This is a genomic window from Shewanella sp. ISS20 (assembly GCF_056522965.1).
On sequence record NZ_JAWRZK010000001.1, the window covers coordinates 165259 to 182395 of the forward strand.

The window sequence follows — 17137 nt, forward strand, 5'->3', positions numbered from 1 at the left end:
AACTTACTATGCAGCATAAGTCAAAGTTACTGATGACATTGGTTGTAGCTGCTGCTCTTTCTGGTTGCGTAACTGAGCAAACTTATTCAGGCACAGATATTCAAGTTAAACAGCGCACGTTTGATCCCGTGGCAGCTGCGAAAGAAAGAGTTCAACTAGGTTTGACCTATTTACAAAAGGGTAATAGTCAACAAGCCAAATTTAACTTAGATAAGGCTGTGTCTTTTGCGCCTAATCTGGAAGAAGTCCATGTGGCCATGGCGTATTATTATCAATCAGTGGGTGATGATAAACGTGCCTTGGCCGCCTACGAAGATGCCGTTAAAAGCTCGAATGTCAGCGGTGATGCGTTAAATAATTTTGGCGTGTATTTATGCCAACAAAAACAATATGCCCAAGCTGAAAAACGATTTTTACAGGCTATTGCACAACCAGAATATACAAGAGCAGCCTCGAGTTATGAAAATTTAGGGCTGTGCAGTCAAGAAGCTGGACAATTGACTAAAGCGCAGGACTACTTTAATTCTGCACTTAAATATGACCCCCGACGCATTACGTCCTTGCTGGCGTTAGTTGAAATCCCATTAGCTCAACAAGATTTTGTCGAAGCTAAACAGTTTTTAGGGAGATTTCAACGTGTAGCTGCAGATACGCCGCAAAGTCTTGAGTTGGGGATACGGATTGAACAAGGTCTGAATGACTCGGAGGCGGCTAAGCGATATGGGATCCAATTGCTAGCCACATTTCCTTCCTCCAATCAGGCCAAAGAGTATCGGAATAGTTTACAGCAATGACACAATCACACACTGAAATATCCGAACCAACCCCAGCCGTTACCCCCGAGGTAATACCGCCAGCGGGTCCTATATTACAAGCGGCGCGTTTAGCTAAAAATCTGTCGGTCGCCGATGTCGCCACCCGCATGCATGTACGGCCCTCGATAGTTGAAGATATCGAGCGTGATTGTTTTGACAACATAGCTTCGCCTATTTATGTCAAAGGTTATGTTAAAAACTTTGCTCGTATTGTTGGCGCCGATGAAGCGGCCATTAAAGCGAGTATTTATGCGCAGTTGCCGAGTGAAGAAAAGCCGGTGATGCAAAGTTTTTCGCGCAAAACCACCATTAAAGCGCGCGATAGCCGCTTGATGTTAGTGACTTGGTTAATTGCGTTTGTGTTATTGGCATTAATGGTGCTGTGGTGGGTGCAAAAATCCAATACTGACACCTTAGTAGATTTATCTAAGCCAAGTATTGAAGAAGTGGCGGCGATTCATTCGACGCCAAGTTTAGCCCACGATGCCGATTTACTGCTCGCGACTGAGGCTGATGCCTTAGCTCCTGGAATCACCGCTGAGCAATTACAGTCTGAAGATACCGCAGCTACAGTAGACGCGCCTATCGATGGCGCCGCATCATCCACAATCAATGCTGGCGCACAATCTGCGCCAGCAGTAACACCCTCTGCGGTTACTGCGCCAGCCACAAATACACAATCAACTGCACCAGTTATCAATTCAGCGGCAAACTCTGCCGCGACGCTAATGGCTACCCCAGTAACGCAACCGGCAAGTACTGCAGCCACTGATGTGAATGTGAGCACAGGTCAGGGCGAACTGAGCCTTAGCTTGAGTGGTGATTGCTGGATGAAAATCATTGATGGTAGCGGTAAGACCTTAGTCAATGGGGTTAAAACGGCCGGTTCAGTGATGAATTACAAGGGAATACGCCGTTTAAAATTATTATTGGCGCTCCTAACGCAGTGACCATGACCTTTAATGGCGCCCCAGTTTCTTTATCTGCCTATCAAGACAAGGTTGCCCGTTTTACGCTGCCAAGTCCTATGAGTGAATAAGCGAGTATTAGATGTTTAGTGAATCTCCTATCAAGCGTCGTCAATCCAGCCGGATTTATGTAGGTAACGTGGCTATCGGTGATGGCGCGCCGATTGCTGTTCAGTCAATGACTAACACTCGTACCACAGACGTTGAAGCCACGGTGGCGCAAATCCGCGCTCTTGAAAAAGTTGGCGCTGATATTGTGCGTGTGTCTGTGCCGACCATGGATGCCGCTGAAGCATTTAAGCTGATTAAACTGCAGTCCAATGTGCCGTTAGTCGCTGACATTCATTTTGATTACCGTATCGCTTTAAAAGTGGCTGAATACGGGGCTGACTGCCTGCGCATAAACCCTGGAAATATCGGCAATGAACAGCGCATTCGCTCTGTGGTTGAATGCGCTCGCGACATGAATATCCCTATTCGCATTGGCGTTAACGGCGGTTCATTAGAGCAAGACCTAATGGACAAATACCGCGAGCCAACGCCAGAGGCGCTGGTAGAATCAGCCATGCGCCACGTGGATATTTTAGACCGTTTGAATTTTGATCAATTTAAAGTCAGCGTTAAAGCTTCAGATGTGTTCTTGGCGGTGGAGTCTTATCGCTTACTGGCAAAACAAATTATTCAGCCGTTGCACCTTGGCATTACTGAAGCGGGCGGGGCGCGCGCGGGTTCAGTTAAATCAGCGGTTGGCTTAGGCATGCTACTGGCAGAAGGCATTGGCGATACGTTGCGGATTTCACTGGCCGCCGATCCTATTGAAGAAATTAAAGTGGGCTTTGATATTTTAAAGTCACTGCGCATTCGCTCTCGCGGCATTAACTTTATTGCTTGCCCATCGTGCTCAAGACAAGAATTTGATGTAATTTCAACGGTTAATGCTTTAGAGCAGCGTTTAGAAGATATAGTGACACCTATGGATGTGTCTATTATCGGCTGCGTGGTTAATGGCCCAGGTGAAGCTCTTGTTTCTCACATAGGCTTAACTGGTAGTAACCGTAAGAGCGGTTATTACGTTGATGGTGTGCGCCAAAAAGAGCGCTTAGATAATGAAGATTTAGTTGACCAACTCGAAAAGAAAATTCGAGCTAAAGCCAGTTTACTGACTAACCGAATCCCAACGAGCGACGCGTAACACCCACTGAGTTATCTTTTATCCCCCTGAGCCGATGCATAGCATCGGCTCATTAGCTATAGGTGCTCGCCTTTTTACCAGCCAGCGGTCTTTGCAAACTAGGTTAGCAGAGTATTGATACGCCTAGAGTTGCGGCGCTTTCCTCGCCGTTAACCTCGCCTTTTGCGCTGGTTTAAGTATATAATGCGGGCGGTTTTTAATTTACAACGATATCGACGAGTCTAACGTGGCAAAACAGATCCAAGCGATTCGCGGAATGAATGACATTCTGCCAACACAAAGTCCTATTTGGCAAAAAGTAGAAGCAGTTTTACGCCATACCGTAGCATCCTATGGTTACAGTGAAATCAGAACTCCGATTGTTGAAAGCACAGATCTATTTAAGCGATCTATTGGCGAAGTGACCGATATCGTTGAAAAAGAAATGTACACTTTTGCCGACCGCAACAGTGATAGCTTAACTTTACGTCCAGAAGGCACAGCCTCTACCGTACGAGCCGGTAACGAGCACGGTTTGCTATATAACCAAGAGCAGCGTTTATGGTACATGGGTCCTATGTTCCGTCACGAGCGCCCACAGAAGGGTCGTTATCGTCAATTCCACCAGTTTGGTGTGGAAGTTTACGGTATAAGTAGCGCTGACATAGATGCTGAAGTGTTATTGTTATCAGCCCGCTTATGGCGAGAGCTGGGCATTACTGAGCATGTAACATTAGAGCTCAATACCTTAGGCGACCCGGGTGAGCGCGCTCAGTACCGCGATGCCTTAATTGCTTTCCTTGAGCAGTTTAAAGATCAGCTGGACGAAGACAGTCAGCGCCGTATGTACACTAACCCGCTGCGCGTGTTAGACACTAAAGATCAAGCCGTCCAAGCCTTATTAGTCGGCGCACCAGCCTTGATGGATTATTTAGGTGAAGAATCTAAAAATCATTTCCAGCAGTTGTGTGAACTTCTTGATGGTGTTGGTATCCAATACCGCATTAACCCGCGCTTAGTGCGTGGTTTAGATTATTACAACCGCACCGTATTTGAATGGGTCACAGAGAGCTTAGGCTCACAAGGCACAGTATTGGCAGGCGGTCGTTACGATGGTTTAGTGGGTCAATTAGGCGGTAAAGATACCCCTGCCGTTGGCTTTGCTATGGGACTGGAGCGCATTGTGCTCTTGCTCGAAACTCTCGAATTGACCCAAGATATTGGCCCAGCGGTTGATGTTTACGTGATGGCATTTGGTGACGCATGTTTAATTGCTGCGACTCAATTAGCAGAAGAGTTGCGAAACACTCACCCAAGCCTTAAGGTAATGACTCATTGCGGTGGTGGCAACTTTAAGAAGCAAATGAAGCGTGCTGACAAGAGTGGTGCTCAAGTGGCGCTTATTCTTGGCGAAGATGAATTAGCCGCAGGTAAGGTAGCGCTTAAGTCGCTGCGTACCAATGATATGCAACAACTGATTGATAGAGATCAATTAGTTCAGGTGTTAACCGGTCTGATTTAATAAATAAAGAATAAAAACGTAGGGGATGCGCGTGGAAATTTATAGCTCAGAAGAACAACAAGTCGACGCAATCAAACAGTTTTGGAAAGACTATGGCACCTCCATTTTATTAGGTGCTGTGGTGGGTTTAGGTGGCTTATATGGTTGGAATTATTACTCTGACCAGCAATTACAAGCCGCTGAAACTGCTTCAGAACATTACCAAGCTTTAGTGGTAAATCAAGCCGATAGCGCGGCTTTCATTACCAAGGCTGCGCAGTACTCGAAAGAGACTAATCAAGTGGGTTATCAGGCCATGATGGACCTGATGTTAGCTAAAGCTGCCGTTGAAGCTGGTAAGTTTAGCGAAGCAGAAACTGCGTTAAAGCAAGTGATTGCTGATAAGCCTGGCGCTGGTTTGGACATGATAGCGACAATCCGTCTGGCTCGCATCCAAGCGCAACAAGAGCAATATGCTGTGGCCTTAACCACATTAGATCAAGTGACTGATCTAGCTTTTGCTGCTCAACGTGATGAACTAAAAGGTGATTTTCTGGTACGCCAAGGGGAGCTGGATAAAGCTCGCTTAGCTTATCAAGCGGCAGCGGATGTTGGCGGTTTGAATGCTAGCCCAGTACTGCAAATGAAAATTGATAACCTCAATAAGGCATAAGGAAAAGGCCGATGACATCCTGGTGTAAAACCCTATTGGCAGCCGCTATGGCAGCCTCATTACTGACAGCATGTGCGTCTAGTGATGTAGAAGAAGAGCCCGTTAGCGAACTGACAGAGATTAATGCCACTGTCTTTCCAACCATTAGTTGGAGTGCCAATGTTGGCGATGGCGTCGGGGCGTTTTACTCCCAACTTCAACCTGCTGCAGGTTACGGTAAAGTTTTTGTCGCTGACAGAAACGGCATAGTGATCGCATTTGATGAAAGCACAGGTCAAGAAGTTTGGACTCAGGATTTCACTCAGGCCTTTAACGATAAGCCGTTAGTGAAAAACAAAGGTGCACGCTTATCCGCTGGTATTACCGCCGCGCGCGATAAAGTGTTTATCGGCAGTGAGTCTGGCTACTTAGGCGCGCTCAATGCTGAAACTGGCGCGATTGAGTGGTATGCCGAGACCGATGGCGAATTAATGTCAAAGCCTACTGTCGCTGAAGATGTGGTGGTGGTGAATACTGGCTCTGGCGCTTTACAAGCCTTTGAAGTGGCAACGGGTAAAGACTTATGGCGTTTTGAAACCAATTTACCGGCGTTAACGCTGCGCGGTACAGGTTCTGCATCTTATGAAGCCGGTGGTTTCTTTGTGGGTACTGCTGATGGCAAAATTGCCGTCGTAGTTAAAGCCAATGGTCAGCCTGCGTGGGAACAAGCTGTGTTCTCACCAAAAGGTGGCAACGAATTTACTCGTATGGCCGACGTAGATATGACGCCGCTAATTTTGGGCGATAATCTTTACGCAGTCAGTTATAATGGCAACCTAGTGTCGATGGAGCTACGTTCAGGCCGTGTCGTTTGGGCGCGCAAATACTCTAGTTTCCATAATTTAGCGAGTAGCGGCTTACAGTTATATTTAGTTGATGACAGCAGCCGTGTGTATTCGGTAGACCGTCGTAATGGCCTTGAAAGCTGGAGCAATTCAGAATTAACTCATCGCGAATTAACTGCTCCGGTAGTGTTTGGCGATTACTTAGTGGTTGGTGACTTTGAAGGTTACCTGCACTTTTTGGACCGTGCTAACGGCAAGATCGTTGGCCGTATCTTGATTGATGACGATGGACTGTACAGTCAACCTACTGTGGTTGGCGACAAATTATACGTACAGGGTCGCAGTGGTAAAATTGCGGCCGTAACACTTCCATAAATCAAAGCGTATTTTGATAAAGCCCCTGGAAGTTTCCGGGGGTTTTTTATTGAAGAAAATAATGAGGCAAGAACATGATTCCTGTAGTGGCACTGGTAGGCCGTCCCAATGTGGGCAAGTCAACCCTATTTAACCGTCTGACTCGCACCCGGGATGCGCTAGTGGCTGACTTCCCTGGTCTGACTCGCGATCGGAAATATGGCCGCGCTTACCTGTCAGGTTACGAGTTTATCGTGGTTGATACTGGTGGTATTGATGGTACTGAAGAAGGCATCGAAACCAAAATGGCTGAGCAATCACTTGCCGCCATTGAAGAAGCCGATGTTGTACTGTTTTTGTGTGATGCTCGCGCCGGCTTAACGGCTGCCGATATTGGTATTGCTCAGCATTTACGTAGCCGTCAAAAAGTAACTTTCGTGGTTGCTAACAAAGTTGATGGTATTGATGCTGATTCTGCGTGTGCTGAGTTCTGGGCATTAGGCCTAGGCGAAGTGTATCACATGGCGGCTGCCCAAGGCCGCGGTGTGACTAACATGATTGAATACTCACTGGCGCCTTATGCAGAAGCCATGGGCATTGTTCGTGATGAAGATTCAGAAGAACAAGCTAATGAGCGTTTCTACACTGAAGAAGAAGCGGAAGCTGAGCAGGCTAAACTACAAGATTTACCGATTAAGCTTGCCATTATTGGTAAGCCTAACGTAGGTAAGTCGACCCTGACCAACCGTATTCTCGGTGAAGAGCGTGTGGTGGTGTACGATGAGCCAGGTACCACCCGTGACAGTATTTACATTCCTTTGGCACGTGATGATCGTGAATACATCATTATCGATACCGCTGGGGTTCGACGTCGCAGTAAGGTGCATGAAACCATTGAGAAGTTCTCAGTGATCAAGACCTTGAAAGCGGTAGAAGATGCCAACGTAGTATTATTAGTGATTGATGCGCGTGAAGGTATTGCTGAGCAAGACTTAGGCTTATTAGGTTTCGTCCTGAACGCTGGTCGCGCCTTAGTGATTGCCATCAACAAGTGGGATGGTATTGATCAAAATATCAAAGAGCGCGTTAAAACTGAATTGGATAGACGCTTAGGCTTTATCGATTTTGCGCGTATTCACTTTATTTCGGCGTTACATGGCACCGGCGTTGGTCATTTATTTGAATCCATCAACGAAGCCTATGACAGTGCGACTAAGCGTGTCGGTACAGCTATGCTGACCCGTATCATGCAAATGGCGCAAGATGATCACCAACCACCTATGGTTAACAGTCGTCGCGTTAAGCTGAAATATGCTCACGCCGGTGGTTATAATCCACCAATCGTGGTTATTCATGGTAATCAGGTCAACAAGTTACCTGATTCTTATAAGCGCTATATGATGAACTACTATCGTCGTTCATTGAAAGTGGTGGGTACCCCAATCCAATTGCGTTTCCACGAAGGTGCGAACCCATTTGAAGGCAAGATTGATAAGTTAACCATGAGCCAAGAGCGTCGTCGTAAGCGTACTTTGTCGATGATCAAAAACAAGAAAAGCTAAGTCGTAGACTTAATCAGTTTTACTTGTGCATTAAGGTGGGTCTAGCAATAGAGCCACCTTTTTTATGGGTGATTTTCGGGGCGGCATTTTTTCCGCGCTTTACAGCGAGTACTTATCTATTTATTTACTTATCTATTTATGGTTATGCCTATGGCGTAAGCCTGAGCCCGCTATAGTGCCCTAGTAGATGAGCTATGCGTGGGCGAAAGGTCTGTGCGTGACTTACCTAATTCATGTGAGTATTCCCTGATGATATTTTGCCCGTGAGAAATATCTGAATCAACGGCTTTGACTCGCGAGTCTGGCTTGCTACCGTGCTTTATGAAAACTGGAGAACTAGGGCGAGTCAGGTTAATGCTTATTGCTTGCGTCGATACTAACGACTAACGACTTACAGTTTGTGCTTAATGATTTGTGCTGATGCTAAGTGTTGAGCACGACTCAGTTATGGGGTAATGCTTAAAGCATGTGGGTATTACAGGCATAAAAAAAGCGCCCAATGGGCGCTTAATAAACAGGGGATATTATGCAAAGGCCAGGAAAGGCGAGATACATAACAAGATACCTGTAGCGATAATCACGTATAAGCCTACACCTTTGTACTTGTGCAGCGCTGGCACTTGGTACACTAAGTAAGCTGGGATTAAACAGCCGACCATACCGAAGATTGGGCTGCAAATCGAGGTGAAACTCAGCACTGGGGCATTAAGAACAATCGCGCTCCAAGACAGTAAGATAGTGAAGATCATGATGCCGTAGCCCACTTTCTTGCTATCAATCTTATCTTCTGGCATTACGCGGCGCAGTACGTTCATGGCTAAGCCTTGACATGCTTCACGGAAACCTAAGTACACACCAAAGTAGGCGGTCATTACTGCGAAGATGTTTAAGGTTAAGCTTAACAGTTTCAGAGTTTGGCCTGGTACACCTTGGGCAACCATAGCTAAGGCTGAAATGTTTTCTTCAGAGGCTTTAACCGCTTGGTCATGACCCATGGCTAAGGTAAATGATACTGCGTAGAAGAATACCACTACGAATAAGATACCAAAGGCGATGTTCATAGCACGCATAGCTTTAAAGCGAGCCACTTCAATTGATTTTTCCCGTGAGCGATATGAAATCACCATAGGGCTTAAGCTTTGAATGAATAAGATAGAGGTTAGGGTAAATGGCAGCATGATGATGGCATCTTTCATCCAATCGCCAGCGGCTGGAATGGTACCTATGTTATTCATGTCCCACTTATCAACCATCATCAGACCTAATAAAGCCACTACGCCTAATTTGGTCAGTACCATTAAGGTTGAGATCTTAAACAGCAGGTTTTCGCCGCGAGAGGCTAACGCCACCAAAATACAGATTAAGGCTAGACCGTAGAATGGGTTGTTAGACAGCAACTCTTTGGTGACACCAAAGCTTTGCAGGAATGAAGCACTGTCATTAGTGATGGCGGTTGAATAGACAAACACCCAAATCACTAACATCACGAAGTAAAGTGCACCCAGTAACATGCCCCAGTTTTTGCCTAAGTAGCCAGAAATGACACTTGGGTAATCCTGACACTCTTTAGACTCAGCTAAGGTGTTAATGAATAATCGTTGGAACATATACATGGCTGGGTAGCCGATGACCGCAGAAAGTAGGAATACCCACAATCCCATTAAGCCAACTTGTACAGGTAAGAACACAATGCCGGCGCCAATCGCCATACCAATGCTCATAATGATCCAGCCCCAATCCGTGCTATCAAAACGAGTCGCTTCTTTCCAAGCGGCTGTATCTTGACGACTAATCTCTTGCGGCCGTGCTGTCGTAGTCTGTGGTTTCATATGGTTACCTTATATATCTCTTACGAGGTATTATTTTAGTGTTGCATCGTTTTTTGCAAATATATTTGAGAGTAATTATTTACACAACCTAAATTACTCAAATTTTTATGCAAACCTGACGAGGCTCACATTAGTCCGTAAACTGCTATTCTCCGCACTTTAATGCAACTTGCTCATAAATAATTGAAACTTTAGTTGCATTTTATTGTGAGTGTGCAAATAATATTGCAACTGAACCGATGGGTTCATTAAAAAATATTTGCAAGGATATCACTTATGAAAAAAATTATTACTGCAGCTTCTGCTCCTGCTGCCATTGGTCCTTATTCTCATGGCACTAGCTATAACCAAATGATCTTTACCTCAGGTCAATTACCTGTGTGTGCTGTTAAAGGCGGCGTAGTAGAGGGGGGTATCACAGAGCAGTCAGTGCAATCGTTAGAGAACCTGAAAAGCGTGATTGAAGCTGGTGGCGGCACAATGGCAACGGTTTTAAAAACAACGTGTTACTTAGCTGACATTACTGACTTTGCGGCTTTTAATGCGGTATATCAGCAGTATTTCCAGCAAGACTGCCCTGCGCGTAGCTGCTTTGCCGTTAAAGACTTACCACTGGGCGTTAAAGTGGAAGTTGAAGCAATTGCTCACGTTTTAGCATAAGCATTTAGCATTCGCCTGACGATTCAGCGACTGAGTCGTTCGGGCAGTTCTCATTGATTAATAAAGGCAACACACTATGAAAGCGCAATGGCAGCAATATATTCGCATCATCAATCAAGTCGTTAAACCCGCGCTAGGTTGTACTGAACCTATTGCCGCAGCTTATGCGGCTGCCTTGGCCCGCGCTGAATTAGGATGCGAGCCAACATCACTTGAAATTTTAGTCTCAGATAATTTATACAAAAACTCCATGGGAGTATTTGTGCCTGGTACCGGCAAAATTGGTTTGGCAATTGCTGCTGCCTCTGGCGCCATCGGCGGTAATAGTGATGCCGGTCTTGAAGTGCTAGCTAACATTGAACCGCATCATGTTGCGGCTGCGCAAACTCTGATTGATAACGGTAAGGTGAGCGTTAATCGTACGGTTACCGATGAGTTTATCTATTGCTCTGTCAAGGCTTATGGCCAAGGCAACACTGCCAAGGTGGTGGTGAGCGGCGGTCATACCATGGTGGTATTGAAAGAATTTAATGATAAAGTCCGCTTCACTTTAGAGCAAGGCAGCGCTCCGGCGACGGCTGCGATTTGTGATGGCGTGGATATTAGCATTGACAGTATTTATGAGTTCGCGACGCAAGTGCCGTTTGAATATATTGAATTCATACTGCAAGCCTCGGTGCTTAACGGGATTTTGTCTGATGAAGGCATGAACAACGCCTACGGCTTAGAAGTTGGACGTACCATGCAAAAGGCGATGGACGACGGTTTAATGAGCAATGATTTAATCAACCGCATTGTCATGAAAACCGCGGCCGCGTCCGATGCCCGCATGGGCGGCGCGACTTTGCCTGCCATGAGTAACTTTGGTAGTGGTAACCAAGGCATTGCCGCAACTATCCCTGTGGTGATTACCGCCAAGCATTATCAAGCGGATGATGAAACCTTAGCGCGCGCCTTAATCATGAGTCATTTAGGTGCCATTTATATTAAGTCTCACTATCCGCCATTATCGGCATTCTGTGGTAATTCAGTCACCAGTGCCGCGGCTGCTATGGCCATGGTGTATTTAGCCGGTGGTAGCTTTGAGCAATCGTGTTTCGCGATTCAAAACGTCATCAGTGACAGCTCAGGCATGGTGTGTGATGGCGCAAAAGCTTCGTGCGCTATGAAGGTTAGTACTTCATCATGCGCGGCTGTGCGCTCATTTTTAATGGCGCTTAATAGCCAAGTGGTTCAAGGGCAGGGTATTATTGCCGACAACGTTGAACAAACGATTAAGAATGTTGGCCTGATGGTGACTGCTGGCATGACAGCCACAGACACTACCATCATAGACATAATGTCAGCCTAAAGAGTGAGGTAAAACACCGGTGAAATTGCACGACTTAAGTCAGAGTGACTTTGATATCTTAGCCGCATTAGAAAACGTGGTTGATGGAATTGCAGCCATGTATGGCAAACATACCGAAGTGGTGCTGCATAGTCTCGATGCAAGCGATCCATCGGTGATCAAAATTGCCAACGGCCATGTGACTGGCCGTGAGGTCGGGGCGCCGATCACTAACTTAGCCTTGTTAAAGCTCAAAACTGGCCAAGATATTTCTAATTCTTATATGAGCCAAACAGTCAACGGTAAGACATTGCGTTCAATCACTACCGTCATTAGAAATAAGCATAATCGCGCCATAGGTTTGCTCTGTATCAACTCAGATATGGACGCGCCTATGCAAGAAGTATTGCGGGCCATGCTGCCTGATTGCAGTCATGATTTAGCGCCAACTCAAGAAGTGTTTGCCCGCAATATTGATGAAGCGCTGCATAGCACTATCGATGGTGTTAATTTGGAAGTGAAAAATAATCCAGCCATACCGCCATCGAAAAAGAGCCGCGAAATTGTATTTCATCTGCATGAGCTTGGGATTTTTGAATTGAAAGATAGCGCCCAAGTGGCCGCTTCGCGCTTAGATATTTCAGTGCATACCATTTATCGCTATTTGCGAGAAATTAAGGCGTTGCAGCACTAACGCTGAATCTAACTAAACATAAAGGCTCACAATGTGAGCCTTTTTTGTGGGCGGTTAGTTGTGGGGGATTAGTTAATTATCTTAGTGACGGTAGCCACTAGCTGGCCATGATTGAGCCTTGAGTGAATCGATTGCCCAACAGTGACCATAGCACTGCTATCTACCACAGAGCCTTGCTCATCGGTAGTAATGCTGTAACCGCGTTTTAAGGTGGCCAGCGGGCTCACGGTTGACAACAACTCGGCGCCTTTAGCGAGGCGCAATGTCGATTCCGTCATTTTTTCTGCCATGCGCTGCTCAAGTTGTTTATGTAAATACTGCAGCTGTTTAGCTTGCAGTTGTAACTTGTGCTGAGGAGACTGGCTTAACATAGCGCTCTGTTGCTGCTGTAAGCGCATCTGCTGGCGATTAAGCTTGTGGGTGATAGCGGTGTGCAATCTAAAATACATCTCGTCAAACTGCTGGCTAAGCTGCTGTAATCGACGTTTAGGATCTTGGCGATACAATTTTTGCTCAGCAATTTCCATGCGCTGGCCCAAAAGAGCATACCTATGTTGCCAGGCGCGCTGTAAATGGTGTGTTAGCTGCAAGAGTTGCTGCTGCTTGTGCTGCTTGTCGTTAGACAGTAACTCTGCGGCAGCAGAGGGCGTTGCGGCGCGAGCATCGGCCACAAAATCACTAATGCTAGTGTCCACTTCATGGCCAACGGCGCTCACTACCACTAAGTTGGACTGATAAATGGCGTGTGCCAATGATTCATCGTTAAAACACCATAAATCTTCCAGTGAACCGCCGCCGCGGGTCAGTAGCAGCACATCCACTTCTTGCCTATGATTGGCAATTTCAATCGCGCGGATTAACTGCTTAGGGGCCGCATCGCCTTGCACTTGGGCGGGATAAATTACTACTTCGATGGCCGGATCTCGCCGCTGCAACACATGCAACACATCGCGAATGGCTGCGCCAGTGGGGGAGGTTATCACGCCAATGCGCTGAATGTTGCTTGGCAAAGGACGTTTAGTCTCGTGAGCAAATAAGCCGGCGCTTGAGAGTTTTTGTTTCAGCTGCTCGTACTGAGCGGCTAATAATCCATCTCCCGCCATTTGCATGCTATCGATTAATAATTGGTAATCTCCGCGCGGCTCATAAACACTAATATTACCGCGAACTAGCACTTGTTGGCCATTTTTAGGGGCAAAGTTAACGCTGTTGTTTTTTCCCTTAAACATGGCGCAGCGAATTTGTGAGCGGCTATCTTTTAGCGTTAAATACCAATGACCTGAGGCGGGTGCGCTAAAGTTTGAAATTTCGGCAGTCAGCAAAATTCGGCTCAAATTTCCTTCCAGCAATTCACGTACATCAGCATTTAATTGTGAAACGGTATAAATATCTTTTTTAATGGTTTCCATGGGATTCCGCAGTGAAAAGCGATTATTTGACAATTTTGCATTTACGCAGGGCTAAGTGCAAGGTATACTCTCGCCGCAATATTTCACCTCTTAATTCCAAAATCTCTTGGGGAGATGTTGCCATGCTAAGACTTAAAAAAGAAGCCCTCACGTTCGATGATGTTTTACTCGTTCCTGCCCATTCAACGGTTCTCCCAAACACTGCCTGCTTGACTACTCGTCTGACCGACAAAATTAGTTTAAATATTCCTTTAGTGTCTGCTGCCATGGATACCGTGACTGAATCACGTTTAGCCATTGCGATGGCGCAAGAAGGCGGTTTAGGTTTTATTCATAAAAACATGAGTATTGCCCAGCAAGCAGAAGAAGTGCGTAAAGTTAAGATTTATGAGGCGGGTGTTGTTGCTCAGCCAGTGACGGTAACTCCTACAACTACCTTAGCTGAACTGAAAGCCTTGACCGAGAAAAATGGTTTCGCCGGTTACCCAGTTGTCACCGAAAGCCATGAATTAGTCGGTATTATCACAGGTCGTGACGTTCGTTTTGTGACTGATTGGAGCAAAACTGTCGAGCAGGTCATGACGCCTAAGTCACGTTTAGTGACAGTGGCAGAAGGCACCAAGCTTGATCAAGTGCAGCAACTGATGCACAGCCACCGTATCGAAAAAATCTTAGTCGTTGATGCTGATTATTGCTTAAAAGGCTTAATCACAGTTAAAGACTTCGAAAAAGCTGAACGTAAGCCAAACGCGTGTAAAGATGAGTTTGGTCGCTTACGAGTAGGTGCTGCCGTTGGTGCTGGCCCTGGTAACGAAGAGCGTGTTGATGCGCTGGTACTTGCTGGTGTTGACGTATTACTGATTGACTCTTCTCACGGCCACTCTGAAGGCGTTCTGCAACGCATTCGTGAAACTCGCGCTAAATACCCAGACTTACAAATTGTTGGCGGCAACGTTGCTACTGCTGAAGGCGCATTAGCCTTAGTTGAAGCAGGCGTTAACGCGGTTAAAGTCGGTATTGGTCCTGGCTCAATTTGTACCACTCGTATTGTAACTGGTGTGGGCGTACCGCAAATTACTGCCGTATCTGATGCTGCTTACGCGCTGCGTGACACTAACATTCCTGTGATTGCCGATGGCGGCGTACGTTTTAGCGGTGACTTAGCTAAGGCGATTGCAGCTGGTGCTTCTTGCATCATGGCAGGCTCTATGTTTGCAGGTACTGATGAAGCGCCAGGCGAAACAGAGTTATATCAAGGCCGTGCTTACAAGTCATATCGCGGTATGGGTTCACTGGGCGCCATGAGCCAAACTCAAGGCTCATCTGATCGTTACTTCCAAAGTGACAATGCTGCTGACAAATTAGTGCCAGAAGGCATTGAAGGCCGCGTACCTTACAAAGGTAAACTCAAAGAAATCATTCACCAGCACATGGGCGGCTTACGTTCATGTATGGGTCTGACCGGCTGCGCGACCATCATTGAATTAAATACTAAAGCTGAATTTGTGAAAGTAACCTCTGCCGGCATGGGTGAATCCCACGTGCATGATGTGACCATTACCAAAGAAGCGCCAAACTATCGCAGTTTGGGCTAATGTGCTCTGGGCGACTGATGGTCGCCCTTTTTTCAAGCACAATTTACGTAAGCAAATTAAGCACAGTATTTAATCCTGTAGTTAACTCGTATTTGGCTCTGCTAAAGAGCGAAACCAATTATTGAAGGTAGACCATGACTGATATTCATCAGCACAAGATTTTGATCTTAGATTTCGGTTCTCAGTACACTCAGCTGATTGCCCGTCGTGTACGTGAAATTGGCGTGTATTGTGAATTGTGGGCTTGGGATGTGACTGAAGCGCAAATTCGTGAATTTGCGCCAAGCGGCATTATCTTAGCCGGTGGTCCTGAAAGTGTGACTGAAGCCAATTCACCACGAGCGCCTGAATATGTGTTCAATGCTGGCGTACCTGTTTTAGGTATTTGCTATGGCATGCAAACCATGTCAGAGCAGTTAGGCGGCAAGGTTATACAAGGCGTAGGTGAAGGTGAATTCGGTTATGCTCAGGTAGAAATGCTAAGTGACTGTAAACTGTTTGCTAATATTGAAGATGGCATCAGTGATTCAGGTAATTCTCTGTTAGACGTGTGGATGAGTCATGGCGATAAAGTGGCTGAAATCCCAGCAGGATTCGTGCAAGTTGCTAAGACTCAGACCTGTCCATTTGCGGCCATGGCTAACGAAGAAAAGCGTTTTTATGGCGTGCAATTCCACCCAGAAGTCACTCATACCCGTCAAGGATTGAGAATGCTTGAGCAATTCACACTATCAATTTGTGGTTGTGAAGCCGTGTGGAAACCTGCCTCTATCATTGAAGATGCCGTTGCGCGCTTAAAAGAGCAAATCGGCGATGATGAAGTTATTTTAGGTTTATCAGGCGGCGTAGATTCATCTGTGACGGCTATGCTGCTGCACCGCGCTATCGGTTCAAAGCTTACCTGTGTATTTGTTGATAACGGCTTATTACGCCTCAATGAAGCAAAGCAAGTAATGGATATGTTTGGCGATCATTTTGGCCTCAACATAGTGCATGTTGACGCAGAAATGCGTTTTCTTGATGCATTAGCGGGCGAAAACGATCCAGAAGCTAAGCGTAAGATCATTGGCCGCGTATTTGTTGAAATCTTTGATGAAGAAGCCTCAAAATGCGCCAATGCTAAATGGTTAGCGCAAGGCACTATTTATCCAGATGTGATTGAATCTGCTGGCAGCGCCACAGGTAAAGCCCATGTGATTAAGTCGCACCATAACGTGGGTGGTTTACCTGCTGATATGGAAATGGGCTTAGTAGAACCTCTGCGCGAATTGTTTAAAGATGAAGTACGCAAAATCGGTCTGGAACTGGGCCTGCCATACGACATGCTGTTCCGTCACCCATTCCCAGGCCCAGGCTTAGGTGTGCGCGTTCTTGGCGAAGTGAAAAAAGAATACTGTGATTTACTGCGCCGCGCCGATGCTATTTTCATTGAAGAATTGCACAACGCTGATTTGTACAACAAGGTGAGTCAAGCCTTTACTGTGTTCCTGCCAGTACGCTCAGTGGGCGTGATGGGCGATGGTCGTAAGTATGATTGGGTAGTGTCACTGCGCGCCGTTGAAACCATTGACTTTATGACAGCGCATTGGGCACATCTTCCTTATGACTTCTTAGGCCGAGTATCAAATCGCATCATTAATGAAGTGAATGGTATTTCGCGCGTGGTTTACGATATTTCTGGTAAGCCGCCTGCAACTATTGAATGGGAATAATCCCAAGCCTGAGAATGCTTAATCGCTATCAACGCTAAAA

Annotated in this window: 13 protein-coding genes and 1 pseudogene; 12 read left to right on the forward strand and 2 right to left on the reverse strand. The window is 46.2% G+C overall.

Annotated features, from left to right (window positions below):
* The first annotated feature begins 8 nt into the window (after positions 1-8).
* From pilW to der, 7 genes and pseudogenes are all read left to right on the forward strand, one after another.
* Positions 9-794, forward strand: coding sequence for a type IV pilus biogenesis/stability protein PilW (pilW, locus tag AC1HDP_RS00765; RefSeq protein ID WP_479637273.1), 786 nt, complete (start codon positions 9-11; stop codon positions 792-794).
* A pseudogene (locus AC1HDP_RS00770) lies at positions 791-1854 on the forward strand (RodZ domain-containing protein). The gene pilW and the pseudogene AC1HDP_RS00770 overlap by 4 nt, the downstream one beginning before the upstream one ends.
* An 11-nt stretch (positions 1855-1865) precedes the next feature.
* Entirely contained in the window at positions 1866-2975 is a 1110-nt protein-coding gene (gene ispG / locus AC1HDP_RS00775) for a flavodoxin-dependent (E)-4-hydroxy-3-methylbut-2-enyl-diphosphate synthase (RefSeq protein ID WP_140931897.1), read from the forward strand.
* A 226-nt stretch (positions 2976-3201) separates the two neighbouring features.
* Positions 3202-4476: a histidine--tRNA ligase gene (gene hisS / locus AC1HDP_RS00780; RefSeq protein ID WP_479637274.1), complete on the forward strand. Its 1275-nt coding sequence runs from the start codon at positions 3202-3204 to the stop codon at positions 4474-4476.
* Between the two features lie 31 nt (positions 4477-4507).
* Complete coding sequence (locus AC1HDP_RS00785; protein WP_479637275.1) at positions 4508-5128, forward strand: tetratricopeptide repeat protein; 621 nt, start codon at positions 4508-4510, stop codon at positions 5126-5128.
* A gap of 11 nt (positions 5129-5139) precedes the next feature.
* The gene (bamB, locus tag AC1HDP_RS00790) at positions 5140-6327 is read left to right on the forward strand and encodes an outer membrane protein assembly factor BamB (RefSeq protein WP_479637276.1); all 1188 of its coding nucleotides are present in this window, start codon (positions 5140-5142) and stop codon (positions 6325-6327) included.
* Between the two features lie 74 nt (positions 6328-6401).
* The gene (gene der, locus AC1HDP_RS00795) at positions 6402-7868 is read left to right on the forward strand and encodes a ribosome biogenesis GTPase Der (protein ID WP_140931905.1); all 1467 of its coding nucleotides are present in this window, start codon (positions 6402-6404) and stop codon (positions 7866-7868) included.
* A 524-nt stretch (positions 7869-8392) separates the two neighbouring features.
* On the opposite strand, the gene AC1HDP_RS00800 is transcribed toward der, so the two are convergent.
* Positions 8393-9697, reverse strand: a complete 1305-nt coding sequence (locus AC1HDP_RS00800) for an SLC5/6 family protein (RefSeq protein WP_479637277.1) — start codon at positions 9695-9697, stop codon at positions 8393-8395.
* A 276-nt stretch (positions 9698-9973) separates the two neighbouring features.
* Here AC1HDP_RS00800 and AC1HDP_RS00805 point away from each other — a divergent pair, with 276 nt between their 5' ends.
* The 3 genes from AC1HDP_RS00805 (at position 9974) to AC1HDP_RS00815 (ending at position 12381) form a co-directional block, all read left to right on the forward strand.
* Entirely contained in the window at positions 9974-10357 is a 384-nt protein-coding gene (locus tag AC1HDP_RS00805) for a Rid family detoxifying hydrolase (protein ID WP_479637278.1), read from the forward strand.
* A gap of 76 nt (positions 10358-10433) precedes the next feature.
* The gene (locus AC1HDP_RS00810) at positions 10434-11708 is read left to right on the forward strand and encodes an L-cysteine desulfidase family protein (protein WP_479637279.1); all 1275 of its coding nucleotides are present in this window, start codon (positions 10434-10436) and stop codon (positions 11706-11708) included.
* Positions 11709-11727: 19 nt separating this feature from the next.
* On the forward strand, positions 11728-12381 hold the full coding sequence (locus AC1HDP_RS00815) for a helix-turn-helix transcriptional regulator (protein ID WP_479637280.1): 654 nt from the start codon (positions 11728-11730) through the stop codon (positions 12379-12381).
* A 68-nt stretch (positions 12382-12449) separates the two neighbouring features.
* On the opposite strand, the gene xseA is transcribed toward AC1HDP_RS00815, so the two are convergent.
* Positions 12450-13790, reverse strand: coding sequence for an exodeoxyribonuclease VII large subunit (gene xseA / locus AC1HDP_RS00820; RefSeq protein ID WP_479637281.1), 1341 nt, complete (start codon positions 13788-13790; stop codon positions 12450-12452).
* Positions 13791-13912: 122 nt separating this feature from the next.
* On the opposite strand from xseA, the gene guaB reads away from it, so the two are divergent.
* On the forward strand, positions 13913-15385 hold the full coding sequence (gene guaB, locus AC1HDP_RS00825; protein ID WP_140931917.1) for an IMP dehydrogenase: 1473 nt from the start codon (positions 13913-13915) through the stop codon (positions 15383-15385).
* A 134-nt stretch (positions 15386-15519) separates the two neighbouring features.
* On the forward strand, positions 15520-17097 hold the full coding sequence (gene guaA, locus AC1HDP_RS00830; protein ID WP_479637282.1) for a glutamine-hydrolyzing GMP synthase: 1578 nt from the start codon (positions 15520-15522) through the stop codon (positions 17095-17097).
* Positions 17098-17137 lie beyond the last annotated feature (40 nt).